The sequence below is a fragment of the Microbacterium oxydans genome (assembly GCF_026559675.1).
Lineage (GTDB): Bacteria > Actinomycetota > Actinomycetes > Actinomycetales > Microbacteriaceae > Microbacterium > Microbacterium oxydans_D.
The window spans coordinates 2,088,861-2,114,389 of sequence record NZ_CP092891.1; the positions used below are offsets into that span (position 1 = coordinate 2,088,861).

Genomic DNA, 25,529 nt, shown 5'->3' on the forward strand with positions numbered 1-25,529 from the left:
GGGCGAGGGGCGCCGGTTCGCGCCGGCGTCCCTCAGCGGCGCAGGTCGGCCGCGGCCGCCTGCAGCGCATCCGCGGACTGACGGAGCAGCCCGAGCTCGTGGTCCGAGAACGACGTGTTCCGGATCGGCACGGCACCCTTCGCGCTCACGATCGACGGCACGGAGAGGGCGACGCCGTCGAGCCCGTGGAAGTCGCGCAGCACCGTGCTCACCGGCATCACGGCGTGCTCATCGCGCAGGATCGCCTCGACGATGCGTGCACTCGAGAGTCCGATCGCGTAGTTGGTGGCGCCCTTGCCCAGGATGACCTTGTAGGCGGCGTCGCGCACGTCGACCGCGATCTCCTGCAGCTCCTCCATCGTGAAGCGCGGGTGGTCGGGCGTCTCCCACTCCAGGATCGGCACCGTGCCGATGGTCGCACGAGACCAGAGCGGGAACTCGGTGTCGCCGTGCTCGCCGATGATGTGGGCGTGCACGCTGGCCGTCGACACACCCGCGCGCTGCCCGAGCTTCCAGCGCAGCCGCGACGTGTCGAGCACGGTACCCGACGCGAAGATCCGCTCCGGAGGAAGCCCGGTCTCCTCCTGGGCGATGACCGTGAGCACGTCGCAGGGGTTCGTCACGATCACGTAGACCGCGTTCGGGGCGACCGCGAGCAGGTCGGGCATCATGCGGCGGATGATCCCTGCGTTGACCTCGGCGAGCTCGATGCGGGTCTGTCCGGGCTTCTGCTTCGCACCGGCGGTGATGACCACGACGTGCGAACCGGCCGCCACCGAGATGTCGCTGCCGCCGATGATGTCGCTGGACCCGGTGAACTGCGTACCGTGGGCGAGGTCGAGCACCTCGGCCTCCACCTTCTCGGTCGCGATGTCGTAGAGCGCGACATGACGAGCCGATCCGCGGATGAGCGCGGCGTACGCGACGCTCGACCCCACGCTTCCCGCTCCGACGACGGTGAGCTTCGAGTTCTCGATGATCTCCATGCGCTCAGTCTGGCAGTGGAGGGTGCCGTCTGGCAGTGCAGGGTGCCGATCCGGGAGGGGCGCCGCCGGAACGGTCACGTGCAGAAGCAGCGACGTCAGAGCGCCGCGTCGACGGCCTCGGCGGCGGTCCGGTGGGTGAAGCGGAATCCCGTGCGCTCCAGCACCTGCGGGCGCACGTCGGCGTCCGGGAGGAGCAGCGATTCCGCCGCATCGCCGAGCGCGAACCGCAGCGCCCAGGAAGGGACCGGGAGCCAGAACGGGCGGTGCATCCGCGCGGCGAGCGCGCGACCGATGTCGTTCGCGGAAGCCGGGGTGGGACCGGTGAGGTTCACCGGTCCGGCGACCTTCGCGTCGATGATGTGCCGGATCGCCGCGACCTCGTCGTCGAGGGAGATCCACGGCCAGACCTGCGTGCCGCGTCCGAGCGGCCCGGAGACTCCGAAACGCGTGAGCTGCACGAGGGGCTTGAGCACCCCGCGGCGGTGGATGACGGGAGCGGTGCGGAGCAGCGCGACCCGGGTGTGGTCTTCGGCCCGTCGCGCCTCGGCCTCCCACCGCACCGTGAGATCGGCGAGGAACGTCTCCCCGGCTGCGGAGTCCTCCGTGAGGACCTCCCCCGGCGCGGAGCCGTAGTAGCCGACCGCTGATGCCGAGACGAGGGCGGGCGCGTCGGCACGCAGCGCCCGCAGCGCGGTGGTGAGCGTGCGCGTGGCCTGCAGGCGGGAGTCGATGAGCTCGCGCCGGTAGCCACGCGTCCAGGGCAGTCGTCCGACGCTGGCACCGCCGAGGGCGACGACGGCTTCCGCTCCCGCCAGCACCTCGGGATCGAGCGGGCTCTCCCCCGGCTCCCACTGCGCCTCGTCCTCCGACTGCGGGGCGCGACGCACGAGCGTGGTGACCTCGACGCCGTCGGCGCGGAGGCTGTCGGCGAGTGCGGATCCGATCAGCCCGGATGCCCCGCTGATGACGACGCGTCCCGTCATGTGCCCGCTCCTGCTCCTCGATGAACGACTCGTTGTGCAGGCACCACGCTACGCCCCGAGGGGAGCGATCCGGGCTCATCCTCCCGGGCGGTCGCCGTCGCCGCACGTGAGCTCTTCCCCTGCTCGCGTGCTCCCGTTACTGTCGTACGCGTGAGCAGCCCCCGAGGAGACACGACGACCGTGACCGTCGCCCGCCCCGTCGACGGCACGGCCATCGTCAGCTTCGTGCTGAGCCTCGCGGCGGCCGCGACGACGTGGGTCTGGGGACTGTCGGTCCTCCTCGCCGTCGGCGCTCTCGCAGGTTCGCTCCTCTCACGGAGGTCGCTCCGAAGGGATCCGCTCCTTCGCGGGACCGCCCTCAGCCTCGCCGCGTTCCTCATCGCGGTCGGAGTGCTGATCGTCACGCTCAGCCCTTCGCTGCTGTCGCTCTTCCTCTTCACGCTCGCTCCTCCGCCACAGTAGGCACACCAGCCCGGCGTCACGTGTCCCCTCGCGTCGGACGGGACATCGCGCTGCGGTTCGGTGCTGCACCGCATAGGATCGGCGACGTGTCCTCCGCACTCTTCCACGCCGGTCAGCGGCACCCGCCGCGCACAGCAGCACGACGCCTGCTCTGGAGCATCGTGACCCTCCTGCCGCTGGGCGCGATCGCCGCCTGCCTCACGGTCGGCGCCGTCCTCGGATGGACCGGCGAAGTGAGCATGACGGACGCGGACCGCCTCTGGCTCACCGTGTTCGCTGCCATCTTCGATCTCGTCTTCGTGCTGACGCTCGTCGTCGGCACGATACGCGTGACCCGACAGTTCGCACAGGAGCGGTCGACCACGCCCTCGTCCTGACGGTGACGCCGCACCCATCGATGGGCCGTCGGCGCTGCCGCAGAGCGTGAACGGGCCGATACCCTCGGGGATATGGGCTTCTCCGGGCTGGGTCTCGCGCTCGGCCTCGCTGTCTTCGCGCCGAACCTGCTCCTCTTGTGGTTCCCGCCGCGGCCGCCGATGGGAGACGTCCGCGTGCCGGGGGTCTTCGTGGTCCTGGAGCGCGTGGGACAGGCTCTGTGCGTGACGGTTCCCGCGATCACCGTGGGCGCATCCGTGCACTGGTGGTGGCTCATCCCCGTGGCCGTCTTCGTCTTCGCCTACTGGGCGCTGTGGGTGCGTTTCCTCAGGACGGGGCGTCCGTTGCAGGCGCTCCTCGGCCCTGTGCGGGGTGTTCCGGTGCCCATGGCGCTGCTCCCCGTCCTCGCGTTCCTCGCCGGCGCAGCGTGGCTCGGGAACCCCTGGCTCGCGATCGCCGCTGTCGTCCTCGCCGCTGGACACATCCCCACCTCGGTGATCACGGCCAGAAGTCGACAGCTCATGTGAGTGCACCCTCCTGCGTCACCGCGGGAGGGCCTGTGGCGCGGGGTGGGGGGTGGGGTACCTGATCGGCGAGGTTGACGAGAATGCTGTGGGCCCTGCCGGGATCGAACCGACGACATCCACGGTGTAAACGTGGCGCTCTACCAGCTGAGCTAAAGGCCCTGGTGCGCTCAGTCTATCGGCCGCCCGTTGCGCACCCGTGTCGTAGAAGAGGGATAGGCTGATGGCGGCGCGCGTTGTGCACAGCTGACAAGGCTGCCCGTGTCGCTTCCCGTTTCCTTGGCATGACCTGCCAGCTTGACGAAAGGTTCCCCCGTGACCGTGCACGACCAGGATCCGTACTCCCAGGGCCCCCTCGACAGCGATCCGGAGGAGACCGGCGAGTGGCAGCAGTCCCTCGATGAGCTGGTCGATGCCAAGGGCCATGGCCGAGGCCGCGAGATCATGCTCAGCCTGCTCAAGCGCTCGAAGGAGCTGCACCTGGGCGTGCCGATGGTCCCGACGACGGACTACATCAACACCATCGCCTCGGAGAACGAGCCCGAGTTCCCGGGCGACGAAGAGGTCGAGCGTCGCTACCGCGCCTGGATCCGGTGGAACGCCGCGATCACGGTGCACCGCGCGCAGCGCCCCGGCATCGGTGTCGGTGGCCACATCTCGACGTACGCCTCCTCGGCAGCTCTGTACGAGGTCGGCTTCAACCACTTCTTCAAGGGGGCCGACAACCCCGGCGGCGCGGACCAGATCTTCATCCAGGGTCACGCTTCCCCCGGCACCTACGCCCGTTCCTTCCTCGAGGGACGCCTGAGCGAGGACCAGCTCGACGGTTTCCGCCAGGAGAAGTCGCACGCCCCGAACGGCATCCCCTCCTACCCGCACCCGCGTCTGATGCCGGAGTACTGGCAGTTCCCGACCGTCTCCATGGGTCTCGGTCCGATCAACGCCATCTACCAGGCGATGTCGAACAAGTACCTCGAGAACCGTGGCATCAAGGACACGTCGCAGTCGCACGTGTGGGCATTCCTCGGCGACGGCGAGATGGACGAGGTCGAGAGCCGCGGCCAGCTGCAGGTCGCCGCCAACGAGGGCCTCGACAACCTCACGTTCATCGTCAACTGCAACCTGCAGCGCCTCGACGGCCCGGTGCGCGGCAACGGCAAGATCATCCAGGAGCTCGAGTCGTTCTTCCGCGGTGCGGGCTGGAACGTCATCAAGGTCGTCTGGGGTCGCGAATGGGACGACCTGCTCGCCCGCGACACCGAGGGTGCGCTGCTCAACCTGATGAACGTCACCCCCGACGGTGACTACCAGACGTACAAGGCCGAGTCCGGCGCCTACGTCCGCGAGCACTTCTTCGGACGCGATGAGCGTGCCGCCGCCCTCGTCAAGGACTACTCCGACGAGGACATCTGGAACCTCAAGCGCGGTGGCCACGACTACCGCAAGGTCTATGCCGCGTTCAAGGCAGCGACCGAGCACAAGGGCAAGCCCACCGTCATCCTCGCGAAGACCGTCAAGGGCTACGGCCTCGGTCCGCACTTCGAGGGCCGCAACGCGACCCACCAGATGAAGAAGATGACGCTGGACAACCTCAAGACGTTCCGCGACGCGATGCACATCCCGATCACGGATTCGCAGCTCGAGGAGAACCCGTACCTGCCCCCGTACTACAACCCGGGCCCCCAGGACGAGACCATCCAGTACATGCTCGAGCGTCGCCAGGCTCTCGGCGGGTACCTGCCGGAGCGCCGTTCCACCCACGTCGGACTGTCGCTCCCGGACGACTCGGCCTACGCCCTGCCCAAGAAGGGCTCCGGCACGCAGGAGATCGCCACGACCATGGCGTTCGTCCGTCTGCTGAAGGACCTGCTGCGCTCGAAGGACTTCGGCCACCGCATCGTCCCGATCATCCCGGACGAGGCTCGTACGTTCGGAATGGACGCCTACTTCCCGTCGGCGAAGATCTACAACCCGAACGGCCAGCACTACACGTCGGTCGACCGCGAACTCCTCCTCGCCTACAAGGAGAGCCCGCAGGGCCAGATCGTGCACGTCGGCATCAACGAGGCGGGCGCCCTCGCGGCGTTCACCGCGGCCGGCACGTCGTACGCCACGCACGGCGAGCCGCTGATCCCGATCTACCTCTTCTACTCGATGTTCGGATTCCAGCGCACCGGCGACGCCCAGTGGGCGGCCGGCGACCAGATGGCCCGCGGGTTCATCATGGGCGCGACGGCAGGTCGCACCACCCTCACGGGTGAGGGCCTGCAGCACGCCGACGGTCACTCGCACCTGCTCGCCGCCACCAACCCGGCGACGGTCTCGTACGACCCGGCCTACGGCTACGAGATCGCGCACATCATGCGCTCCGGTCTCGAGCGCATGTACGGCGGCAACCACGAAGACCCGAACGTCATGTACTACATCACGCTCTACAACGAGCCGATGGTGATGCCCGCCGAGCCGGAGAACGCGGACGTCGACGGCATCGTGCGCGGTATCCACCGCGTCTCGGTCGGCGAGGGCGAGGGCCCCCGCGCCCAGCTCTTCGCGTCGGGCGTCGGACTCGCCTGGGCCCTCGAGGCGCAGCAGCTGCTGAAGAACGACTGGGGCGTGATCGCCGACGTCTGGTCGGTCACCTCCTGGACCGAGCTGCGCCGCGACGGCCTCGCCGCCGACGAGCACAACTTCCTGCACCCGGAGGAAGAGCCCCGCACCGCGTACCTCACCCAGAAGCTCCAGGGTGCCGAGGGACCGGTCGTCGCGGTCAGCGACTTCATGCACGCGGTGCAGGACCAGATCCGTCCGTGGGTCCCGAACCGTTTCGCCACGCTCGGTGCGGACGGCTTCGGCTTCTCCGACACGCGTGCCGCCGCACGTCGCTTCTTCAAGATCGACGGCCCGTCGATCGTCGTCCGCACGCTGCAGTCGCTCGCCGAGGACGGGGTCGTCGACCGTTCTCTCGCCGCACAGGCCATCCAGAAGTACAGCCTGCACGATGTGAACGCCGGGACCAGCGGCAACGCGGGCGGCGAAAGCTGAGTCCTCGGTGACAGGTTCTTCTCCTTCCGGCATGGACAAGGCCGCGACGCTCACCTGGCTGCGCCGGATCTCCGGTGACATCGCCTCGGTGACGATCAAGCGCCTGGAGGACACCCTCCCGTGGTACGCCGACATGCCACCAGCCCGCCGCTCTGCGGTCGGGCTGGTGGCCCAGGCGGGCATCACGTCGTTCATCCAGTGGTACGAAGACCCCACCTCCACCCCGTGGATCGCGGCCGACATCTTCGCCGCCGCTCCGCGTGAGCTGCTGCGCAGCGTCAGCCTCCAGCAGACGCTGCAGCTCATCCGCGTGACCGTCGAGGTCACGGAGGAGCGCGTCGCCGGCCGCGGGGACGATCTCCGCGAGGCGATCCTGCTCTACTCCCGCGACGTCGCCTTCGCCGCGGCGGACGTGTACGCCCGGGCCGCCGAAGCACGCGGCCTCTGGGATGCGCGTCTGGAAGCACTCGTCGTCGACTCGATCCTCACGGGCGAGGCCGACGAGGAGCTCCCGAGCCGGATCGCCGCGCTCGGCTGGCACGGTCACGGTGAGGTCGCCGTCCTCGTCGGCACGACCCCGCCGCAGTTCGACGTCGACCTCGTCCGCCGGACGGCGCGGAAGCTCGCCGTCGATGTGCTCATCGGCGTGCAGGGCTCCCGTCTCGTCCTCGTGCTCGGCCGCGCCCGCGTCGAAGGCCAGGAGGGCGAGGAAGAGGAGCTCGGCTTCCAGGAGATCGCCGCCCGCCTCGAACCGTCGTTCGGCCCCGGGTACGTCGTGCTCGGCCCGGCCGTCGCCGCGCTGGTGGACGCGAGCCAGAGCGCGCGTGCCGCCCTCGCGGGTTTCGCCGTCGCCCGCGCCTGGCGCGGAGCTCCCCGTCCCGTCGAGGCGGACGACCTGCTCCCGGAGCGTGCTCTCGCCGGAGACCCGCTCGCGAAGCAGACGCTGATCGAGCGCATCTTCCGCCCCCTGCAGGCACACTCCACCGACCTCGTCACCACGCTGTGGAGCTACCTCGACAACGGGCGCTCCCTCGAGGCGACGGCTCGCGAGCTGTTCGTGCACCCCAACACGGTGCGCTACCGCCTCAAGCGCGTCAGCGAGGTCATCGGCTGGGATGCCACCGGCCCCCGCGAGGCTCTCATCCTGCAGACGGCCCTGATCCTCGGCTCGATCGGTGCCGCGGAGCAGGTGCGTCGCCGCGTGCCGCTCCGACGCCCGCAGCGCTGAGCGTCTCCCGCCGACTTCTGTACGCCACACACAAGGGTTTCTCGCAATCTTGTGATGGATCATCCACCGCTTCGCCGCAATCGTTGGCAGACTGGGTGGGTGATTGTCGTCGTATGCCCTGGACAGGGCTCGCAGACCCCCGGATTCCTCGCCCCCTGGCTCGAGCTCGACGGGGTGGCCGAGCGCCTCGCCGCGTACTCGGACGCCGCCGAGGTCGATCTTCGCGAACACGGCACCGTGTCCGACGCGGACACGATCCGCGACACGCGCATCGCGCAGCCGCTGATCGTCGCCGCCTCGCTCATCGCGGCTGACGCGCTGACGCAGCGGGCCGGTCGTCGTGCCGACGGCACCGCGGGACACTCGGTCGGCGAGATCGCCGCCCTCGTGGGCAGCGGCGTGATCGATGCCGAGACCGGCATGCGCCTGGTCGGCATCCGCGGCCGCGCCATGGCCGATGCCGCCGCTCAGGAGCAGACCGGCATGAGCGCGGTTCTCGGCGGTGACGAGGAGGCGCTTCTCGCCCGTCTCGCCGAGCTCGACCTCTCCCCCGCCAACTACAACGGCGGCGGACAGATCGTGGTCGCCGGCGCACTTCCCGCCCTCGCGGCCCTCGCCGAGGAGCCCCTCAAGGGCACCCGCGTCGTCCCGCTCCAGGTCGCCGGCGCGTTCCACACCCGGTACATGGCCTCCGCGGTCGCCGCCCTCCGCGACGCCGTCGCCGACGTCACGCCCGCGAACCCCGACATCACGCTGTGGACCAACCGCGACGGCTCCGTCGTGGCGGACGGCGCCCAGGCGCTCAGCTACCTCGTCGATCAGGTGTCCTCGCCGGTGCGCTGGGACCTGTGCATGCAGTCCTTCGCCGACGCCGGTGTCACCGGTGTGATCGAGCTCGCCCCCGCCGGCGCCCTGGTCGGGCTGGCCAAGCGCGGCCTCCGAGGCGTGCCGACCGTCGCGGTGAAGACCCCCGAAGATCTTGATGCAGCCGTCGCGCTGCTGAACGGAGAAGCCGCATGAGCGTCACCCTCGCCCAGGTCACCGGTCCCGCCTACACCCGCATCTACTCCTACGGCGCCGCCCGTGGGGAGAACGCCGTGCCGAACGACGACCTGATCGGGCCGATCGACTCCAGCGACGAGTGGATCCGCCAGCGCACCGGCATCATCACCCGTGCCCGTGCCGACAAGGGTACCGACGCGATCGACCTCGCGACCACCGCGGCGGCCGAGGCCATCGAGAAGTCGGGCGTCCCGGCGGACCAGGTCGATCTCGTGATCGTCGCGACCATCAGCAACCCGAAGCAGACCCCGTCGGTTTCGGCGATCGTCGCCGACCGCGTGGGCGCGAACCCGGCGGCCGCCTATGACATCAACGCGGCCTGCGCCGGCTACGCGTACGCGATCGCCCAGGCGGACGCACTGATCAAGGCCGGCGCTGCGCGCTACGCCCTGGTGATCGGCACCGAGAAGCTCTCCGACGTCGTCGACCCGACCGACCGCAGCATCTCGTTCCTCCTCGGCGACGGGGCGGGCGCGGCACTGATCGGTCCGAGCGACACGCCGGGCATCGCACCCGCGGTGTGGGGTTCGGACGGTTCCAAGGCCGACGCCGTGGGCATGAACGCCACGCTCACCGAGTTCCGCGACGGCGAGGTGCCGTGGCCCACGCTCCGCCAGGAGGGCCAGACGGTCTTCCGCTGGGCGGTGTGGGAGATGGCCAAGGTCGCCCGCGAGGCGCTCGACCGAGCGGGCGTCGAGCCCACCGACATCGCCGCGTTCATCCCCCACCAGGCGAACATGCGCATCATCGACGAGTTCGCCAAGCAGCTGAAGCTCCCCGAGACCACGGTGATCGCCCGCGACATCGAGACCACGGGCAACACGTCGGCCGCATCGATCCCCCTCGCCAGCCACCGCCTGATGGCCGAGCACCCCGAGCTCTCGGGTGGACTCGCGTTGCAGATCGGCTTCGGCGCAGGACTCGTGTTCGCCGCACAGGTCGTCGTCCTTCCCTGAGAATGCGCTGACCTTCCCTAGACTGTTCCACGGTTCCGAATACAACCCGTAAGAAAGAGGAAGACCACATGGCTTTCACCAACGATGAGGTCCTCGCTGGCCTCGCAGAGCTCATCACCGACGAGACCGGCATCAACGCCTCCGAGGTCGCCCTCGAGAAGTCGTTCACCGACGACCTCGACATCGACTCCATCTCGATGATGACGATCGTCGTCAACGCCGAGGAGAAGTTCGGCGTCACCATCCCCGACGACGAGGTCAAGAACCTGAAGACCGTCGGCGACGCCGTCAACTTCATCGTCGCGGGCCAGGAGTAATCCCGGCAGGATGCCACCCCCGCACCTCGCGGGGTGTGGCATCCTCCGCCCTGCCCTCTCATCCCCTTCGACGTTCGACAAGGAACCACACCTCATGACCAAGCGCATCGTCGTCACCGGCATCGGCGCCACGTCCGCCATCGGCGGCACGGCCCCGGAGAACTGGACGAACCTGCTGGCCGGAATGTCCGGCACCCGCACGCTCGAACACGACTGGGTCCAGCAGTACGAGCTGCCCGTCACCTTCGCCGCCGAGGCGATCGTCCGCCCCGAAGAGGTGCTCCCCCGCCACGAGGCCAAGCGCCTCGACCCCTCGTCGCAGTTCGCGCTGATCGCCGCGCGCGAGGCGTGGGAGGATGCTGGTTCCCCCGAGGTCGCCCCCGAGCGCCTCGGCATCGACTTCGCCACCGGTATCGGTGGCCTCTGGACGCTTCTGGACGCCTGGGACACGCTGCGCGAGAAGGGCCCCCGCCGGGTCATGCCGCTCACGGTCCCCATGCTCATGCCGAACGCCGCCGCAGGGAACCTGTCGCTGCAGTTTCAGGCCCGCGCCTACGCGCAGACCGTGGTCAGCGCGTGCGCATCGAGCACCGAGTCGATCATCCACGCGTACCACCACCTGCAGGACGGTCTCGCCGACGTCGTGATCGCCGGTGGCACCGAGTCCGCGATCCACCCGATCACGATGGCCTCCTTCGCCTCGGCGCAGGCGCTCTCGCGTCGCAACGACGACCCCGCCCACGCCTCCCGCCCCGGCGCGATCGACCGTGACGGCTTCGTCATGGGCGAGGGTGCCGCCGTGCTGATCCTCGAGACCGAGGAGCACGCCAAGGCCCGCGGCGCCAAGATCTACGGCTACGTGCTGGGCGGCGGCGTCACGGCCGACGCGTACCACATCACCGGGAACGACCCCGAGGGCAACGGTGCGGCTCGCGCCGTCACGCAGGCGCTCGAGGAGGCCGGCATCACCGCCGACCAGGTCACCCACATCAACGCGCACGCGACCTCGACGCCGGTCGGCGACCCGAACGAGTACGTCGCCCTGAGGAAGGTCTTCGGCGACCGGATCGACGAGATCCCCGTCTCCGCGACGAAGGCATCCACCGGGCACCTGCTCGGCGGCACCGGCGCCCTCGAGGCGATCTTCTCCCTCCTCGCGCTGCGCGACCGCGTGGCGCCGCCGACGATCAACATGACCGAGCCCGACCCGGCCGTGCCGTTCCGTCTCTCCGGCGAGCCGGCCCCGCTCGGCGAGGGTCCGCAGATCGCCATCAGCAACTCCTTCGGGTTCGGCGGACACAACGCCGTCCTGGTGGTCGCCAGCGCCGACTGACGACTGCAGACACGAAGAGAGGCCCTCGGGAATCCGAGGGCCTCTCTTCGTGTCTGCGGGGCTCCGCTCAGCTCGGACGCCGTGCTCCGAGCTGTCGTGAGCGCGCTTCGCGCATCCGGGTGATCCGCGGCAGGAACCAGCCGATCAGCGGGCCGACGCCGAACGCGAAGAGCACGGTGCCCACGCCGACGGGGCCGCCGAGCAGGAAGCCGACCAGCAGCACGCCGCCCTCGATCAGCGTGCGCACGAGCCACACCGGCCACCCCGTCTGACGCACAAGTCCGGTCATCAGCCCGTCGCGCGGCCCCGGACCGAAGTCGGCGGCGATGTAGAGTCCGGTGGCGAAGGCCAGCAGCAGCAGGCCGAAGACGAACATCGGTGCGCCGACCCACACCGAGGCCGGCGCCGGGATCACCGCGAGTGCGAGATCGGCGCTGGGCCCCACCAGGAGCGCGTTCAGCACGGTGCCGAGCCCGACGCGCTGACGGAGGGGGATCCACAGGAGCAGCACCACGATCGAGACCAGCACCGTCATCGTGCCGTAGCCGATGCCCGTCTGCCCGGCGAGGCCGAGCGCCAGCACGTCCCACGGCGCGACGCCGATGCCGCCGCGCACCATGAAGCCGAGGGCGACGCCGTAGAGGAACAGGCCCAGGAGGAGCTGCCCGAGACGCTCGACGAGGTCGCGCCGACTGGTGGCGGCGACGGGCAGGAGGACAGCACGGAGAAGCATGCTCCCACTCTGGCGTGTGCCGCCCGGAAGACGACGGTGCCACTGACGGGAAAGTGGTCTGCATACTTCAGGCCACTTTGCGTCATGCTGGAAGCATGGGATCACGACTCGTCGCACAGCTCGGAGCGCACACCGTCGCCGGCGCGACGGCGGCAGCCCTGGCGGACCACGTCCGCGCGCTCGTCCTCGACGGCCGCCTGACGGTCGGCGAGCGTCTGCCGAGCGAACGCGCTCTCGCCCTCGAACTGCGGCGGTCGCGCTCGACGATCACGCGTGCCTACGGGCTGCTGGAGGCCGACGGCTACGTCTCCCGACTGCACGGCGGGAGCACACGCGTCACGCTCCCCCACGGCCACACCGCCCCGAGCGGCGACGCCGACGACGACGCCATCGACCTGTCGATCGCGTCGATGGATTCGACGCCGGGGCTGTACGACGCGACGGTGCGATCGCTCCCCCGCCTCGCGGCGCTGCGCGGCACGAGCGGCTACTCGCTGCGCGGGCTCCCCGAACTCCGGGAGGCCGTCGCGCAGCGATTCCGGGATCGCGGAGCTCCCACCTCCGCGGACGAGATCATCATCACATCCGGCGCCCTCAACGCGGTCAACCTCATCCTCACCGCGATCGGACGGCGGGGCGAGAGGGCACTGGTCGAGCAGCCGACCTTCCCGCACGCCCTGGAGGCACTGCACCGCCACGGGTACCGACTGCTCCCCACGCCGGTCGACGTCGACGGCTGGGACACGCGGCACCTCACCGACACGCTGCTCAGCGCACGACCCCACGTGGCCTACCTGATCCCCGACTTCCACAACCCGACCGGCGCCACGCTTCCCGACGAGGAGCGGTCACGTGTCGTGACGACGGCCCGGAACGTGGGGACGCATCTCCTCGTCGACGAGACCACCACCGAACTCGACATCGACCGCGGATGGGCGCCGGCGCCGATGGCCGCGAGCGGGCCGAACGTCATCACCGTCGGCTCGATGTCGAAGATCGCGTGGGGCGGGATGCGCATCGGCTGGATCCGCGCGGAGCGTTCGATCATCGCCCGCCTGCTCGCCGTGCGCCCCTCCTTCGAGCTCGGCACCGCGCTGCTGGAGCAGTGCATCGCCGTCGAGCTGCTCGCCGACATGCCCGCCCTCACCTCGCACGTCCGCCGGCGTCTGCGTGCGGGCCGGAACGCGGTCGAGGACGGTGTCACCGGGATCCCGGGCTTCCGGATGCCGCCCACTCCGGGTGGTCTCTCCGCCTGGGTCGACATCGGCGCCCCCCTCTCGACCTCGCTGTCGCTCGCCGCCCGGGATCGAGGTCTCGTCCTCCCGCCCGGGCCGCGCTTCACGACCGGTGGCGTGCTGGAGCGCCGACTCCGCATCCCCATCACCCTGCCGCCCGCCCGCATGGACGAGGCGATGCGTCGGCTGTCCCTCGCCTGGGGCGACGTGCGCGGCGGGACCTCGTCCGACCTCGCCGAGCTTCCGCACGCGGCGGTGATCTGACGTCCACGACGAGGACCCCGCCTCGTTCCCGGGGCGGGGTCCTCGTCGTGCGGAGCGGGGATACGTCTTCTCGGCGTCCGGGATGACTCACCGGCATCCGATACTCACGCCTCCCCGCGCCCGGTCTGTGGTGTCGGGCTACCCGACCTTGTGGAGCCAGACGACCCTGGCGTCGTCGCTGGCGTGACGGAACGGCTCGAGCTCCTCGTCCCAGGCGGAGCCGAGTGCGATGTCGAGCTCGCGCTGCAGCTCGGTCGCGCTCCCGGCGGCGATCTCCATCGCGTAGCGGATGCGGTCCTCGCCGATGACGATGTTGCCGGCGGCATCGGTCTGGGCGTAGTGGATGCCAAGGTCGGGCGTGTGCAGCCAGCGGCCGCCGTCGCTGCGGGGCGTGGGGTCTTCGGTCACCTCGAAGCGGAGGTGCTCCCACCCGCGGATCGACGTCGCGAGGGCAGCACCGGTGCCGACAGGGCCGTCCCAGTAGAACTCCGCGCGGCGCGCGCCGTCGAGGACGGGCTGCTCGGTCCAGTCGAAGTTCACCGCACGCCCGATAGCGCGACCCACCGCCCATTCGAGGTGCGGGCAGAGCGCGCGAGGCGCAGAGTGGATGAACACCACTCCGCGTGCGTAAGCCGTCGCCATGATCTCTCCGTTTCATCAGGTGCGTCTTCCCCAACGACCTGAACCACGAAGTGGCGAGAATATGCGGTTGTGGGCCCATTCTCGCCGAGTTCGCCGGAAATCACAAGCATGTCATTCCGACGACGAAGGCCCCGGTCACGGGGACCGGGGCCTTCAGACCGGAATCGGTCCTGAGTCTGACGAGGGTCAGGCCTCGCTCATGGCCTGCTTGACCTGCTGGCCCTTCGCGGCGTAGTACGCGGCGCGAGCGGCATCCTTGCGAGCCTGCTCGGCGTAGCCGAACTCGAGCGTCTCCTGGTCGACCTCGTAGTTGGGGACGTCGTCCGTGCCGTTGTACTTCTCGATGTAGGCGTCGAGCTCGGGGCCCGAGGTCCACGACGTGATGAGGCAGTAGCGCGGCTCGGTGCCGTTGTGCGTGGCGGCGTGCCACAGGCGCTGGGTGTCGACGATGAGCTGCGCGCCGGCCGGAAGGGCGATGCGGTACTCGATGCTCGGGTCGGTGCGGTTCTCGCGCAGGACGAAGTAGCTGTCCTTGTCATCCGTCAGGTTGAAGAAGCCGCGGACCACCCAGCCGGTGCCGTCCGGGTTCAGGCGGTTGTTGTCGTCCTGGTGGAGGTTGTAGAGGCAGTCGCCGTACGGGGTCGGCTGCAGCTCGATCACGCGGCAGCGGCCGACGTTGGCACCCGGCTCCTGCGCGCGACGCGTCAGGTTCGGGGCCTTCTCGGTCTGCGAGTCGATCCAGACGCCGTCCTTGTCGGTGCGCGGCGGCTTGTGGTTCCAGAAGCCGTTGCACTCGATGTCGCCGAAGGCGCTGGCGAGCGGAGCGAAACGGGTGTCACCCGAAGACTTCCAGTCGTTGTACTCGATGTCGAGCCATTCCTTGGGGTCGAGCTCCTGGTTGTAGCTGTCGAGGACGACGAATCCCTTTTCCTCGAGGGCAGCGGACTTGATGTAACCCATGATCGAGTCATGTTCCTTTCATCGGGGGCCAGCACGTTTTAACAGGCCCTGATAAGGCAAGCCTAACAGCGAAGCCCGCGAGCCCTCCGGAGGTCGGCCGTGCATAACCGAATAGACTGGACCGGGCGCCAGGCGAACCCTCGGCACCCGTCGCTACGGGAGGACGAGACACCAGGATGAGCACCGCGACCAACGTCGAGGCGACAGCAGTCAACACGATCGAGTGGCTCGCGGCGGGGACCACCACCATCGTCGTCCCCGTGTATCAGCGGCAGTACCGGTGGGACATCGGCGGCTGCGAACGCCTCCTCTCCGACATCCGCGCCGTCGCCCGCGAGGACGAGGCGCACCGGCACTTCATCGGGTCGATCCTCTCCGCCGAGGACGGCGTGTCGAACGATGCCGACCTGATCCTCATCGACGGCCAGCAGCGCATCACGACGCTGATGCTCCTCGTCGCCGCCCTGCATCACGCCGTCCGTGACACCGATCCCTCCCTGGCCGCGGCTCTCGAGCGGGTCCTCGTGCGCTCGGATGACCCCGGTCGCACCAAGCTGCGTCCGCACGATGCGTGGGCCGACCTGTACGAGTCCGTCGTGCTCGACCGACGCGACGACGCCGACCGCGAGTCGCGCTTCGACGACAACTACGCGTTCTTCCGCAGTCAGATCCACGTCGACGAGGTCCCGCTCATCTGGCGGGGGCTGCAGAAGCTCGAGCACGTGTCGATCACCCTCGGCGCCCAGGCGAACGCGCAGCAGATCTTCGAGAGCCTGAACTCGACCGGTGAGCCGCTGCGCGACCACGAGCTCATCCACAACTACATCCTGATGGGCCTGAGCCACGCGGAGCAGGTCGACGTGGAGGCGCGCTTCTGGGTACCCATCGAGCGCCACACCGGTGAGGCGATCGGTGCCTTCTGGCGGCACTACCTCGTCCGCGTCACCGGCCGCGAGGTGGCGGCGAACGGCGAGCACGGCGTCTACAGCGCGTTCCGGCAGTCGTTCCCGCGCGTCGACGTCGCGCACCTGCAGGCGGACGCGGAGGAGTGGCGGCACTTCGCCGAGATCTACGGCATCCTCCTCGACCCGTCGAAGGAGAGAGATCCGGAGATCGCACGACAGCTGCGCCATGTGAACACCTTCGGCCGCTCGTCGTACCCGCTCGTCATGAGCGCCTACAGCGATCACGTCCGCGGTGTCATCGATCGCTCCGAGCTCATCGAGACCCTGGAGTGGCTCCAGGCGCTGTACCTCCGCCGCGCCCTGGTGAACCTGCCGGCCGAACGCCTCGTCGCCCGCCTCTGCCGAGCACGCCGCGACGGCCGTGACGCGCTCGCCCGCGCCTTCGCGCGCATCACTCCGTCCGACGAGCGCGTGAGCGCGGTACTGAAGTACAGCGAGCTCCCCCACCCCGCCTACGTGCTCGGTCGCCTCGAGGGCGTGGACGACCTCGACGCGTTCGACATCGAGCACATCGTCCCGACCGTCCCCGGCGACACCTGGTCGGGCGACGGCGAGCGAGCGTGGATCGAGTACTCCGAAGACGAGCAGAACAGCCACCGGGCACTCGCCCCGACCCTCGGCAACCTGACCCTGCTGGAGCAGCCCCTGACCGAGCGGGTGTTCGGCGCGTCGTTCCCCGCGAAGCGCGCCGAGGCGTATGCGCGCAGCTCCGTGCCGGCGACGCGGGAGCTCGCCGAGGTCGGTGTGTGGAACACGGCGGCGATCACACGGCGCACGGTCGCGCTGACGTCCGATCTGATCCGGATCTGGGCCCGACCCGCGCTGCCCGAGATCGACGACGACGGCCTCACGCCCATCCTCGATGCGGTGCGGCGCCGTGGCTGGCCGACGGGGTGGGAGCGCGAGTTCGACTACGTCGAGTACCGCGGTGAGCGCTGGGAGGTCCCCGACGTGAAGTACCTGTTCAACCGGGTCTTCCGTCGAGCCTGGACCGACACGAGGGACGCCGCGCTGGCCTACTGCGCCGCCCACGGCGGTCCGATCTACCAGGACATGGCCTGGAAGGGACAATGGGATGAGCTCGACGAAGACCACTTCCTCTACATGGGCTGGGACTCCAACTACATGATGACCGCTGTGCAGGGTGTGCTCGAGGAGTCGGGCATCGCCTCGGAGGTCTTCGTCAAGTACTCCTACATCGGAAATGTGATGTGAACATGAGCACCGTCATCCGTCAGCTGCTGGACCTCACCGTCGAGGAGCACACGCTCACCGTCCCCCTGGTCTGGGGAGACCCCACCGACCACCGCACGATCGACATCTTCGCGCGCGTCGTCTCCCGGGAAGGCGGTGAGAACCTCCCCTACCTGGTGTTCCTGCAGGGCGGGCCTGGCCACGAGGCCCCGCGCCCGTTCCACTCGTCGACCTCGCCGGCCTGGCTCGACGAGGCGCTCGCCCACCACCGTCTGGTCCTCCTCGATCAGCGCGGCACGGGGCTCTCCACCCCGGTCGGCGACCACGATCTCGAGCGCGGCGCCGCCGCTGTCGCCGAACACCTCACCCACCTCCGCGCGGATGCGATCGTGCGGGACTGCGAGGCGATGCGCGAGCACCTCGGCGCCACCACCTGGAGCGTGCTGGGGCAGTCGTTCGGCGGCTTCACCACGCTGGCGTACCTCTCGACGGATGCCGCTTCCCTCGACGACGTGTTCATCACCGGCGGTCTCAGTGCCGTCGGACGACACCCCGACGACGTCTATGCGCTCTGCTACGACAAGATGCGCACGGCCTCGGAGCGCTACTACCGCCGCTTCCCGGAGCACCGCGATGCCATGCGCCGCCTCGTCGACGCGGCCGACGCCGGCGACATCGTCCTCCCCGACGGCGAGGTCGTCTCCCGGTCGCGGCTGCGGTCGATGGGCTCCGCGCTCGGCACCGATGACGGCTGGCAGACGGTCTGGTCGCTGCTGGAGCGGGATCCCTCCTCCAACGCGTTCCGGTACGACCTGATGCATGCGATGCCGTACGACGGCCGCAACCCTCTCTACTTCGCATTCCACGAGTCCAGCTACGCCGACGGGCACGCCACCCGCTGGTCCGCCGAGCGCACCGAGCCCGCCGACTTCCGCGAGGATCCCACGCTCTTCACGGGCGAGCACGTGCGCCGCGACTGGGCGGAGACGGTGCCGGCCTTCCAGCCGTGGCGCGAGGTCGCCCTCGAGCTCGCGGAGTTCGAGTGGCCGAGCATCTACGACGCCGGAGCGATCGCCGCCTCCGAGGCCACCGGAGCCGCCGCGGTCTACGTCGACGACGTGTACGTGCCCATGGAGTTCTCCCTCGAGACCGCGCGCCTGCTGCCCGGCGTGAAGCTCTGGGTGACGAGCGAGCACGAGCACAACGGACTGCGCAGCGGACCGGTGCTCTCGCGTCTGATCGACCTCGCCCAGGGCCGCCGCGTCCGCTGACGTCTCCTCCCGTGGGAGGATGCCGACGCGAGACCCACCGCCTACCCTGGAGAACATGGACGAGGGGCTGGGCGTGATCGTGTCGGTCGGCGTGCTCCTGCTCCTGGCCGCCGCGGTGATCCTGCTGATCGCGTTCGGGTTCTCGAGAATGCCGATCGAGAAGAAGTACGAGAGTGGCGGCGGCGGCCTCGGCGGCGCGTTCGAGGCCGTCTGGTCGCCGACAGCGCACGAGGCCGGGATCGAACGCGACCGACAGACGCAGCGGACCGCCCCGGCGCCGTCTCCCGGCGATCCGCCCGACACGATCGATGACGGTCGCATCAGGCTCGACGTCTGAGCGCACGGTCGGACGACATGAAGAAGGCCCCACGCTCCGAGGAGCATGGGGCCTTCTTCGTGGCAGTCGTTACTTGGACGAGCCGCCGAAGCCCTTGAAGCGCTGGTTGAACTTCTCGACGCGACCGGCCGAGTCCATGATGCGCTGCTTGCCCGTGTAGAACGGGTGCGATGCCGAGGAGATCTCGACGTCGATCACCGGGTACTCCACGCCGTCCAGCTCGATGGTCTTGTCGCTGGAGACGGTCGAACGGGTGAGAAACGTCTCTCCCGAGCCGAGGTCGCGGAACACGACTGCCTTGTACTCGGGGTGAATGTCAGTCTTCATGGGATTCCTTAGTTGCTGCCCTGGATTGTGCCAGGGACGAGGGAAGTCTGCGGTGCAGAGAGCACCAAGGGTCGATTCTATCAGTAGTTCAGCGAGCGCAGAAACCTGGTTCAGGCGGCCGCGCGGGCGGCGTAGCGGCCGCCTGCGCTGCTGAGCACGATCGGCATCCCGAACGCCTCGGTCAGCGCCTCCGCCGTGAGGGTCTCCGCGATCGGGCCCGCGGCGACGACCCGGCCCTCACGGAGCAGCATCACGTGGGTGAATCCGACCGGGATCTCCTCGACGTGGTGCGTGACCATCAGCATGGCCGGCGTCGTGGGCGAGGATGCGTAGCCGCTCAGGAGTGCGAGCAGCTCTTCCCGGGAGCCGAGGTCGAGCGAAGCCGTGGGCTCGTCGAGCAGCAGCAGCTCCGGGTCGGTCATCACGGCACGGGCGATCTGCACGCGCTTCTGCTCGCCGTCGCTGAGCGTGCCGAACGTGCGGTCGGCCAGGTGGTCCAGGCGCCAGTCGCCGAGCACTCGAAGGGCGCGACGCTCGTCGATGTCCTCGTAGTTCTCGTTCCAGCGGCCGAGCACGGAGTACGCCGCGGTGAGCACCGTGTTGAGGACCGTCTCGTCGCGCGGGACGCGCTTGGCCATGGCCGACGACGCGAAGCCGATACGCGGCCGGACCTCGAACACGTCGGTCCGCCCCAGGGTCTCCCCCAGCACGGTGACCGTGCCCGAGGTGGGGTGCATGAGGGTGTCGGCCAGCTGCAGCAGCGTGGTCTTGCCCGCACCGTTCGGGCCGAGGATCACCCATCGCTGATCGTCGTCGACCTCCCAGGTCACGTGATCGATGATGTTGCGCCCCTCACGGCGCACGACGACGTCGGTGAATTCCAGAGCGCTCGGCATGGCTCCAGCCTATCGGCTCAGGCGGTCAGCTCCGCGTAGAGCGCGCGCGTCGTCTCGGCGATCGCCGCCCAGCTGAAGTCGTCGCGCGCACGTTCCCGACCGGCCTCCCCGTACGCACGCGCCCGCTCGGGATCCATCGCCACCTCGGTGAGCACCGCGGCCAGATCGGCCACGTAGCGCTCCGGATCGACGGGCGTGCCGGTGCCGTCCTGCAGTTGCTCGATCGGCACGAGCCGCCCGGTGACACCGTCGGCGACGACCTCGGGGATCCCGCCGGTCGCGGTTCCCACGACGGCGGCGCCGCAGGCCATCGCCTCGAGGTTGACGATCCCCAGCGGCTCGTACACCGACGGGCACACGAACGTCGTCGCCGCGGTGAGGATCGCCGACAGCTCGTCGCGCGGGAGCATCCGCTCGATCCAGATGACGCCGTCGCGGCTCTCCTGCAGCAGTCGGACCCCTTCCTGCACCTCCGCCATGATCTCCGGAGTGTCCGGCGCCCCCGCGCACAGCATGAGCTGCACCTCGGGCGGCAGGAGACGGGCGGCCTGGAGCAGATACGGCAGCCCCTTCTGCCTCGTGATGCGGCCCACGAACACGACCGACGGCCGGGTGGGGTCCATCCCGATCGACTGCAGGAACGCCGCATCCTGCACGGGACGCCACCGCTCGACGTCGATGCCGTTGTGGATCACGCGCACCTTCGCGGGGTCGACCTGGGGGTAGCTGCGCAGGATGTCCGCGCGCATCCCCGCACTCACGGCGATCACCGCGGCGGCGTTCTCGTAGGCGAGTCGCTCGATGCCGCTGGAGATCGCGTACCCGCCGCCGAGCTGCTCGGCCTTCCAGGGGCGCAGCGGCTCGAGGCTGTGCGCGGTCAGCACATGCGGGATCCCGTGCAGCTGCGCGGCGAGATGCCCGGCGAAGTTCGCGTACCAGGTGTGGCTGTGCACGAGATCGGCATCCGAGATCGCCGAGACGATCTCCAGATCGGTGCCGAGGGTCTGCAGCGCAGCGTTCGCGCCGGCGAGTTCCGAGGGCGTCCGGTACGCGAACGTCCCCGACTCCTCACGCGGTGAGCCGAACGCGCGGACCCGCACATCGACGTGCTCGCGGAGTGCGGCGACGAGTTCCGCGACATGCACGCCGGCACCGCCGTAGACCTCGGGCGGGTACTCCTTCGTGATCATTTCGACTCGCATGTCTGAACGCTAGTACAGCGGCCGCGAACGCATCTATGGTGGAGCCATGTCCGCTCCAAAGAAGGTCTTCGGGATCATCCTCGCCGGCGGCGAGGGCAAGCGACTCATGCCTCTCACCGCGGATCGCGCGAAACCCGCAGTGCCCTTCGGCGGACAGTACCGATTGATCGACTTCGCGATCTCGAACCTCATCAACTCGGGCCTGCGACAGATCGTCGTGCTCACGCAGTACAAGTCGCACAGCCTCGACCGCCACATCTCGCAGACCTGGCGCATGTCCGCCCTGCTCGACTCGTACGTGGCCTCCGTCCCCGCGCAGCAGCGCCTCGGAAAGCGCTGGTTCTCCGGCTCGGCCGACGCGATCCTGCAGAGCATGAACCTCATCAACGACGAGAAGCCCGACATCGTCGTCGTCATCGGCGCCGATCACGTCTACCGCATGGACTTCCGCCAGATGCTCGAGGCGCACATCGAGTCCGGGGCGAAGGCCACGATCGCCGGCATCCGTCAGCCGCTCGCCCTCGCGTCGCAGTTCGGGGTGATCGACGCGGATGCCGAGTCGGGACGCATCCGGCAGTTCCTGGAGAAGCCGACCGACATCGCCGGCCTCGAGGACTCCCCCCACGAGGTGCTCGCCTCCATGGGCAACTACATCTTCGACGCCGACGCACTGATCGCCGCGGTCGAGGCCGACGGCGAGTCCCCCACCTCCGGGCACGACATGGGCGGCGACATCGTCCCGTACTTCGTCGACAGGGGCGAGGCCGGCTACTACGACATGAAGCAGAACGAGGTGCCCGGCTCCTCGCCGCGCGACCGTTCCTACTGGCGCGACGTCGGAACCATCGACTCGTTCTTCGACGCCCACCGCGACCTGATCTCCACGCTGCCCGTCTTCAACCTCTACAACATGGAGTGGCCGATCCACTCGCAGGCGGTCAATTCCCCGCCCGCGAAGTTCGTCCGCGACTCGGTGGGCCGGATCGGGAACGCGATCGACTCCATCGTGTCGCTCGGCTCCGTGCTCTCGGGAACGCACCTGGAGCGCAGCGTGGTCGGACCGTGGACGCTCGCCGGAGGCGGCTCGACCATCACGGACTCGGTCGTGTTCGACCATGTGCACGTGGGTCAGGGAGCACGCGTGCACCGCGCCATCCTCGACAAGAACGTCGTGCTGGCCGACGGCGCGACCGTGGGAGTCGACCGCGAACGCGACCTCGCCCGTGGGTTCACCGTGACGGAGTCCGGGATCACGGTCGTCGGCAAGGGCGTCTTCATCGAGCGCTGAGGCCGTCATGCGACACGGCGGAGTCGTGGACGATCGCTAGGCTCGAACACGTGACCACCGCGCGATTCCTCGTCGTCCTCGATGCCGATTCCACCCTCATCCGCAACGAGGTGATCGAGCTGCTCGCCGACGAGGCCGGTCGTCGCGCGGAGGTGCAGGCCGCCACCGAGGCCGCGATGCGCGGCGAGATCGACTTCTCCGCGAGCCTGCGCTCCCGGGTCGCCGCCCTCGAGGGTGTGCCCGTCTCGGCCTTCGAGCGGGTTCTCGCGCGGATCGAGCCGACGCCCGGAGTGCGCGAGCTGACGGCGGCCGTCCACGAGCGCGGCGGCGTCGTCGGCGTCGTCTCCGGCGGCTTCCACGAGATCCTCGACAGCGTCGCGCCGGGCCTCGGCGTCGATCGCTGGCGGGCGAACCGTCTGGAGATCGTCGACGGCGTGCTCTCCGGCCGCGTGGACGGCGACATCGTCGACGGCGCCGCGAAGGCCACGTCGCTGCAGGAGTGGGCGGCCGAGCTCGGCGTCGCTCCGCACGCCACGATCGCGATCGGCGACGGCGCGAACGACCTGCCGATGATGGCCGTCGCCGGACTCGGACTCGCCTTCAACGCCAAGCCTGCGGTGCGGGACGCCGCGAGCCTGGTGATCGGCCCACAGAACCTCTCCGAGGTCATCGCACTGCTGCCCTAGGCACCCCTGGAGAATGTCCGCGCCCGCCACTAGCGTCGGCTCATGGACATCATCCTCATCCCCGGTCTCTGGCTCGACGCCTCCAGCTGGGACGACGTCGTTCCAGCGCTCGAGCAGGCCGGTCATCGCGTGCACCCGCTCACCATGCCGGGCCTCGGCGAACCCGCGGCGGTCTCCGGCGACATCGGCATCGCCGACTGGGTCGCCGCCGCCGTCGCCGCGGTCGACGCGGTGGACGGAGACGTCGTGGTCGTCGGTCACAGCGACGGCGGCAACGTCGCCTGGGGCGTCGCCGATGCCCGGCCGGACCGGGTGAGCCGCGTCATCTTCGTCGACACGGTGCCGCCGCCGTCCGGGAACGGGGTCAGCGAGTTCGAGATCGTCGACGGTGTGGTGCCCTTCCCCGGCTGGGACTTCTTCCCCGACGAGGATGTCAGCGACCTCGACGAGGCGACGCGAGCCCGCACGGCGCCGCTCACGCACAGCGTGCCCGCGCGCGTGCCGACGGACGGCATCGCCCTCGGGAATCCGGCTCGGCACCGGGTGCCCGCGACGCTGCTGATGGGCGGTCTCGACCAGCCGGCGTTCGAGGGCATGATCGACCAGTGGGGGCCCTACGCCGACGAGTTCCACGCGATCGAGGACGCGGAGGTCGTCCGGGTCGGATCCGGCCACTGGCCGCAGTTCTCCGTCCCGCAGCGGCTCGGCGAGCTCCTGAACGCGGCCATCTCGCGCTGAGCCGTCACCTCGGGGTCAGTGCCCCATCCCGAGACCGCCGTCGACGGGGATGACCGCGCCGGAGATGTAGCCGGCGTCGTCGCCCGCGAGCCAGGTGACGACCCCGGCGACCTCGTCCGGAGTCGCGAACCGTCCGGCGGGGATGTTCGCCTTGTACTGCTTCTGCGTCTCCTCGGGGAGCTCGGAGGTCATGTCGGTCTCGATGAACCCCGGCGCGACGACGTTCGCGGTGATGCCGCGGCCGCCGAGCTCACGGGTGAGCGAACGGGCGAAGCCGACGAGAGCGCTCTTCGACGCGGAGTAGTTGACCTGGCCGGCGGAGCCGTAGAGACCGACGACGCTGGAGATGAGGATCACGCGACCGAAGCGTGCGCGCAGCATGCCCTTCGAGGCGCGCTTGACGACGCGGAACGTGCCGCCCAGGTTCGTGGCGACCACACTGTCGAAGTCGTCCTCGCTCATGCGCAGGAGGAGCGTGTCCTTCGTGATGCCGGCGTTCGCGACGACGATCTCGACCGGGCCGAGCTGCTGCTCCACCTCGGTGAACGCGGCGTCGAGAGCGGCCGCATCCGTCACATCCGCGCGGACCGTCAGCGTGCCCTCCGGGCCCTCGCCGCTGCGGGCGGTGACGGCGACGCGATAGCCGTCCCGCACGAAGCGCTCCGCGATCGCGCGACCGATGCCGCGATTGCCGCCGGTGACGAGGACGACGCGCTGAGCGCTCATGAGGACTCCTGATCTGGATCGGTGGTCCGGGGTTCCGAGCCGTCATAGATCCTACCGAGGAAGCCCTCGGGCCTCGTCCGACCGGGGTTTGACAGACCCGGACCGTGCTGGGACTCTGATCGTGACGAAAGGCTTCCGTGTGAGCGACAACCGCACCCCCTCTTCCGGCGACGAGCTGTCGTTCACCCCGCCGCCGCCCGCGCCGGCAGCGCCTGCCGCGGCACCGGTGCTTCCGGCCCAGCCGGTGCGGCCGGCACCGCAGCCCACGCAGGGCTACCCCGGCGCCGTGCCCGTCTACGCACCGCCACCCGCTCCCGCCTACGGCGTCCAGCCCGTCGCGCCGCCCCAGCCCGGCTATGCCCCGCCGCCCGCGCAGCCCGGCTACGGCGCGGCCCCCGCGCATCCCGGCTACGCCGCTCCGTCCGGCTACGCCGCTCCCGGATATGCGGTGGCGGCTCCGCGACCGACCAGCGGGCTCGCCATCACGTCGCTGGTCTGCGGCATCGCGGGAATCGTCCTCTTCTGGGCCATCGTCCCGGTTCTCGCGTCCATCGCCGCCGTGATCACCGGTCACATGGCCCTCGGGCAGACCAAGCGCGATCCGGCGATCGGAGGGCGAGGGCTGGCCATCACCGGCCTGATCCTCGGCTACGTGATGGTCGGCATCGCCGCCTTCACCCTGATCAGCACGATCATCAGCTTCCTGTTCGTCGGCGTGTTCACGCTGCCGTTCATCTTCTCCAGCTGAGACGGCACCGAACAGGCACGCCGGGCGGCCCGCACCGGCGTAGGCTTGA

26 protein-coding genes and 1 tRNA gene are annotated in these 25,529 nt (G+C 69.6%); 17 read left to right on the forward strand and 10 right to left on the reverse strand.

Going from position 1 to position 25,529, the window contains the following annotated elements; translation table 11 throughout:
• Positions 1 to 32: 32 nt before the first annotated feature.
• Together MME74_RS09980 and MME74_RS09985 are read right to left on the reverse strand one after the other, a co-directional pair.
• Complete coding sequence (locus MME74_RS09980) at positions 33 to 986, reverse strand: L-lactate dehydrogenase (RefSeq protein ID WP_267414836.1); 954 nt, start codon at positions 984 to 986, stop codon at positions 33 to 35.
• A gap of 95 nt (positions 987 to 1,081) precedes the next feature.
• Positions 1,082 to 1,969 (reverse strand): TIGR01777 family oxidoreductase, encoded by an 888-nt coding sequence (locus tag MME74_RS09985; RefSeq protein WP_267414838.1) that lies wholly within the window; start codon positions 1,967 to 1,969, stop codon positions 1,082 to 1,084.
• 150 nt (positions 1,970 to 2,119) lie between these two features.
• Here MME74_RS09985 and MME74_RS09990 point away from each other — a divergent pair, with 150 nt between their 5' ends.
• The 3 genes from MME74_RS09990 (at position 2,120) to MME74_RS10000 (ending at position 3,333) form a co-directional block, all read left to right on the forward strand.
• On the forward strand, positions 2,120 to 2,431 hold the full coding sequence (locus MME74_RS09990; RefSeq protein ID WP_267414840.1) for a hypothetical protein: 312 nt from the start codon (positions 2,120 to 2,122) through the stop codon (positions 2,429 to 2,431).
• Positions 2,432 to 2,517: 86 nt separating this feature from the next.
• On the forward strand, positions 2,518 to 2,808 hold the full coding sequence (locus MME74_RS09995) for a hypothetical protein (protein WP_267414842.1): 291 nt from the start codon (positions 2,518 to 2,520) through the stop codon (positions 2,806 to 2,808).
• Between the two features lie 72 nt (positions 2,809 to 2,880).
• A complete protein-coding gene (locus tag MME74_RS10000; RefSeq protein ID WP_267414844.1) occupies positions 2,881 to 3,333 on the forward strand; it encodes a hypothetical protein in 453 nt (150 codons plus the stop codon).
• An 86-nt stretch (positions 3,334 to 3,419) separates the two neighbouring features.
• On the opposite strand, the gene MME74_RS10005 is transcribed toward MME74_RS10000, so the two are convergent.
• Positions 3,420 to 3,492, reverse strand: a tRNA-Val gene (locus MME74_RS10005).
• Between the two features lie 153 nt (positions 3,493 to 3,645).
• Here MME74_RS10005 and aceE point away from each other — a divergent pair.
• From aceE to MME74_RS10035, 6 genes are all read left to right on the forward strand, one after another.
• Positions 3,646 to 6,372, forward strand: a complete 2,727-nt coding sequence (gene aceE, locus MME74_RS10010) for a pyruvate dehydrogenase (acetyl-transferring), homodimeric type (RefSeq protein WP_267414847.1) — start codon at positions 3,646 to 3,648, stop codon at positions 6,370 to 6,372.
• 31 nt (positions 6,373 to 6,403) lie between these two features.
• Positions 6,404 to 7,600, forward strand: coding sequence for a PucR family transcriptional regulator (locus MME74_RS10015; RefSeq protein WP_267414849.1), 1,197 nt, complete (start codon positions 6,404 to 6,406; stop codon positions 7,598 to 7,600).
• Positions 7,601 to 7,699: 99 nt separating this feature from the next.
• Positions 7,700 to 8,620, forward strand: coding sequence for an ACP S-malonyltransferase (locus MME74_RS10020; RefSeq protein ID WP_267414851.1), 921 nt, complete (start codon positions 7,700 to 7,702; stop codon positions 8,618 to 8,620).
• A complete protein-coding gene (locus MME74_RS10025; RefSeq protein WP_267414853.1) occupies positions 8,617 to 9,618 on the forward strand; it encodes a beta-ketoacyl-ACP synthase III in 1,002 nt (333 codons plus the stop codon). Before MME74_RS10020 ends, MME74_RS10025 begins: the two co-directional genes overlap by 4 nt.
• A gap of 68 nt (positions 9,619 to 9,686) precedes the next feature.
• Positions 9,687 to 9,935 carry an acyl carrier protein gene (locus tag MME74_RS10030; protein ID WP_017202249.1) on the forward strand — a complete coding sequence of 83 codons (249 nt, stop codon included), beginning with the start codon at positions 9,687 to 9,689 and terminating at the stop codon, positions 9,933 to 9,935.
• A 94-nt stretch (positions 9,936 to 10,029) separates the two neighbouring features.
• The gene (locus MME74_RS10035; protein WP_267414855.1) at positions 10,030 to 11,268 is read left to right on the forward strand and encodes a beta-ketoacyl-[acyl-carrier-protein] synthase family protein; all 1,239 of its coding nucleotides are present in this window, start codon (positions 10,030 to 10,032) and stop codon (positions 11,266 to 11,268) included.
• 67 nt (positions 11,269 to 11,335) lie between these two features.
• On the opposite strand, the gene MME74_RS10040 is transcribed toward MME74_RS10035, so the two are convergent.
• Entirely contained in the window at positions 11,336 to 12,001 is a 666-nt protein-coding gene (locus tag MME74_RS10040) for a YczE/YyaS/YitT family protein (RefSeq protein ID WP_267414857.1), read from the reverse strand.
• Positions 12,002 to 12,096: 95 nt separating this feature from the next.
• Here MME74_RS10040 and MME74_RS10045 point away from each other — a divergent pair, with 95 nt between their 5' ends.
• Entirely contained in the window at positions 12,097 to 13,500 is a 1,404-nt protein-coding gene (locus tag MME74_RS10045; protein WP_267414859.1) for a PLP-dependent aminotransferase family protein, read from the forward strand.
• A 138-nt stretch (positions 13,501 to 13,638) separates the two neighbouring features.
• Here MME74_RS10045 and MME74_RS10050 read toward each other — a convergent pair whose 3' ends face one another.
• Positions 13,639 to 14,142, reverse strand: coding sequence for a DUF3145 domain-containing protein (locus tag MME74_RS10050; RefSeq protein WP_267414861.1), 504 nt, complete (start codon positions 14,140 to 14,142; stop codon positions 13,639 to 13,641).
• A 186-nt stretch (positions 14,143 to 14,328) separates the two neighbouring features.
• On the reverse strand, positions 14,329 to 15,102 hold the full coding sequence (locus MME74_RS10055) for a hypothetical protein (protein ID WP_105670086.1): 774 nt from the start codon (positions 15,100 to 15,102) through the stop codon (positions 14,329 to 14,331).
• A 176-nt stretch (positions 15,103 to 15,278) separates the two neighbouring features.
• Between MME74_RS10055 and MME74_RS10060 the strand changes: the two genes are divergently transcribed.
• From MME74_RS10060 to MME74_RS10070, 3 genes are read left to right on the forward strand one after another with little or no spacing between them, the layout of a single operon-like run.
• A complete protein-coding gene (locus MME74_RS10060) occupies positions 15,279 to 17,282 on the forward strand; it encodes a DUF262 domain-containing protein (protein ID WP_267414869.1) in 2,004 nt (667 codons plus the stop codon).
• Positions 17,279 to 18,532: an alpha/beta fold hydrolase gene (locus MME74_RS10065; RefSeq protein ID WP_416383310.1), complete on the forward strand. Its 1,254-nt coding sequence runs from the start codon at positions 17,279 to 17,281 to the stop codon at positions 18,530 to 18,532. The genes MME74_RS10060 and MME74_RS10065 overlap by 4 nt, the downstream gene beginning before the upstream one ends.
• 55 nt (positions 18,533 to 18,587) lie before the next feature.
• Positions 18,588 to 18,869 carry a hypothetical protein gene (locus MME74_RS10070; protein WP_267414873.1) on the forward strand — a complete coding sequence of 94 codons (282 nt, stop codon included), beginning with the start codon at positions 18,588 to 18,590 and terminating at the stop codon, positions 18,867 to 18,869.
• Between the two features lie 69 nt (positions 18,870 to 18,938).
• Here MME74_RS10070 and MME74_RS10075 read toward each other — a convergent pair whose 3' ends face one another.
• The 3 genes from MME74_RS10075 to glgA all read right to left on the reverse strand — a co-directional run bounded on the left by MME74_RS10075 (position 18,939) and on the right by glgA (position 21,294).
• A complete protein-coding gene (locus MME74_RS10075; RefSeq protein ID WP_021200734.1) occupies positions 18,939 to 19,196 on the reverse strand; it encodes a type B 50S ribosomal protein L31 in 258 nt (85 codons plus the stop codon).
• 110 nt (positions 19,197 to 19,306) lie between these two features.
• Positions 19,307 to 20,092 carry an ABC transporter ATP-binding protein gene (locus tag MME74_RS10080; protein WP_267414875.1) on the reverse strand — a complete coding sequence of 262 codons (786 nt, stop codon included), beginning with the start codon at positions 20,090 to 20,092 and terminating at the stop codon, positions 19,307 to 19,309.
• A gap of 17 nt (positions 20,093 to 20,109) precedes the next feature.
• Positions 20,110 to 21,294: a glycogen synthase gene (gene glgA, locus MME74_RS10085; protein WP_267414877.1), complete on the reverse strand. Its 1,185-nt coding sequence runs from the start codon at positions 21,292 to 21,294 to the stop codon at positions 20,110 to 20,112.
• Between the two features lie 46 nt (positions 21,295 to 21,340).
• On the opposite strand from glgA, the gene MME74_RS10090 reads away from it, so the two are divergent.
• The 3 genes from MME74_RS10090 to MME74_RS10100 are packed head-to-tail and all read left to right on the forward strand — an operon-like array spanning position 21,341 to position 24,006.
• Positions 21,341 to 22,582 carry a glucose-1-phosphate adenylyltransferase gene (locus MME74_RS10090; RefSeq protein WP_267414879.1) on the forward strand — a complete coding sequence of 414 codons (1,242 nt, stop codon included), beginning with the start codon at positions 21,341 to 21,343 and terminating at the stop codon, positions 22,580 to 22,582.
• Positions 22,583 to 22,632: 50 nt separating this feature from the next.
• A complete protein-coding gene (gene serB / locus MME74_RS10095) occupies positions 22,633 to 23,268 on the forward strand; it encodes a phosphoserine phosphatase SerB (RefSeq protein WP_267414881.1) in 636 nt (211 codons plus the stop codon).
• A 42-nt stretch (positions 23,269 to 23,310) separates the two neighbouring features.
• Positions 23,311 to 24,006 carry an alpha/beta fold hydrolase gene (locus MME74_RS10100; RefSeq protein ID WP_267414883.1) on the forward strand — a complete coding sequence of 232 codons (696 nt, stop codon included), beginning with the start codon at positions 23,311 to 23,313 and terminating at the stop codon, positions 24,004 to 24,006.
• A gap of 15 nt (positions 24,007 to 24,021) precedes the next feature.
• Here MME74_RS10100 and MME74_RS10105 read toward each other — a convergent pair whose 3' ends face one another.
• The gene (locus tag MME74_RS10105; protein ID WP_267414885.1) at positions 24,022 to 24,732 is read right to left on the reverse strand and encodes a beta-ketoacyl-ACP reductase; all 711 of its coding nucleotides are present in this window, start codon (positions 24,730 to 24,732) and stop codon (positions 24,022 to 24,024) included.
• Between the two features lie 139 nt (positions 24,733 to 24,871).
• Here MME74_RS10105 and MME74_RS10110 point away from each other — a divergent pair, with 139 nt between their 5' ends.
• Positions 24,872 to 25,480 carry a DUF4190 domain-containing protein gene (locus MME74_RS10110; protein WP_267414888.1) on the forward strand — a complete coding sequence of 203 codons (609 nt, stop codon included), beginning with the start codon at positions 24,872 to 24,874 and terminating at the stop codon, positions 25,478 to 25,480.
• Positions 25,481 to 25,529: the final 49 nt, after the last annotated feature.

Excerpts from the sequence above, each read along its gene's own strand:
- MME74_RS09980 (WP_267414836.1), bottom strand. The coding sequence starts at position 986 with ATGGAGATCATCGAGAACTCGAAGCTCACCGTCGTCGGAGCGGGAAGC.
- MME74_RS09985 (WP_267414838.1), bottom strand. The coding sequence starts at position 1,969 with ATGACGGGACGCGTCGTCATCAGCGGGGCATCCGGGCTGATCGGATCC.
- MME74_RS10000 (WP_267414844.1), top strand. The coding sequence starts at position 2,881 with ATGGGCTTCTCCGGGCTGGGTCTCGCGCTCGGCCTCGCTGTCTTCGCG.
- MME74_RS10015 (WP_267414849.1), top strand. The coding sequence starts at position 6,404 with ATGGACAAGGCCGCGACGCTCACCTGGCTGCGCCGGATCTCCGGTGAC.
- MME74_RS10025 (WP_267414853.1), top strand. The coding sequence starts at position 8,617 with ATGAGCGTCACCCTCGCCCAGGTCACCGGTCCCGCCTACACCCGCATC.
- MME74_RS10030 (WP_017202249.1), top strand. The coding sequence starts at position 9,687 with ATGGCTTTCACCAACGATGAGGTCCTCGCTGGCCTCGCAGAGCTCATC.
- MME74_RS10035 (WP_267414855.1), top strand. The coding sequence starts at position 10,030 with ATGACCAAGCGCATCGTCGTCACCGGCATCGGCGCCACGTCCGCCATC.
- MME74_RS10040 (WP_267414857.1), bottom strand. The coding sequence starts at position 12,001 with ATGCTTCTCCGTGCTGTCCTCCTGCCCGTCGCCGCCACCAGTCGGCGC.
- MME74_RS10045 (WP_267414859.1), top strand. The coding sequence starts at position 12,097 with ATGGGATCACGACTCGTCGCACAGCTCGGAGCGCACACCGTCGCCGGC.
- MME74_RS10050 (WP_267414861.1), bottom strand. The coding sequence starts at position 14,142 with ATGGCGACGGCTTACGCACGCGGAGTGGTGTTCATCCACTCTGCGCCT.
- MME74_RS10055 (WP_105670086.1), bottom strand. The coding sequence starts at position 15,102 with ATGGGTTACATCAAGTCCGCTGCCCTCGAGGAAAAGGGATTCGTCGTC.
- MME74_RS10060 (WP_267414869.1), top strand. The coding sequence starts at position 15,279 with ATGAGCACCGCGACCAACGTCGAGGCGACAGCAGTCAACACGATCGAG.
- MME74_RS10070 (WP_267414873.1), top strand. The coding sequence starts at position 18,588 with ATGGACGAGGGGCTGGGCGTGATCGTGTCGGTCGGCGTGCTCCTGCTC.
- MME74_RS10075 (WP_021200734.1), bottom strand. The coding sequence starts at position 19,196 with ATGAAGACTGACATTCACCCCGAGTACAAGGCAGTCGTGTTCCGCGAC.
- MME74_RS10080 (WP_267414875.1), bottom strand. The coding sequence starts at position 20,092 with ATGCCGAGCGCTCTGGAATTCACCGACGTCGTCGTGCGCCGTGAGGGG.
- glgA (WP_267414877.1), bottom strand. The coding sequence starts at position 21,294 with ATGCGAGTCGAAATGATCACGAAGGAGTACCCGCCCGAGGTCTACGGC.
- MME74_RS10090 (WP_267414879.1), top strand. The coding sequence starts at position 21,341 with ATGTCCGCTCCAAAGAAGGTCTTCGGGATCATCCTCGCCGGCGGCGAG.
- MME74_RS10100 (WP_267414883.1), top strand. The coding sequence starts at position 23,311 with ATGGACATCATCCTCATCCCCGGTCTCTGGCTCGACGCCTCCAGCTGG.
- MME74_RS10105 (WP_267414885.1), bottom strand. The coding sequence starts at position 24,732 with ATGAGCGCTCAGCGCGTCGTCCTCGTCACCGGCGGCAATCGCGGCATC.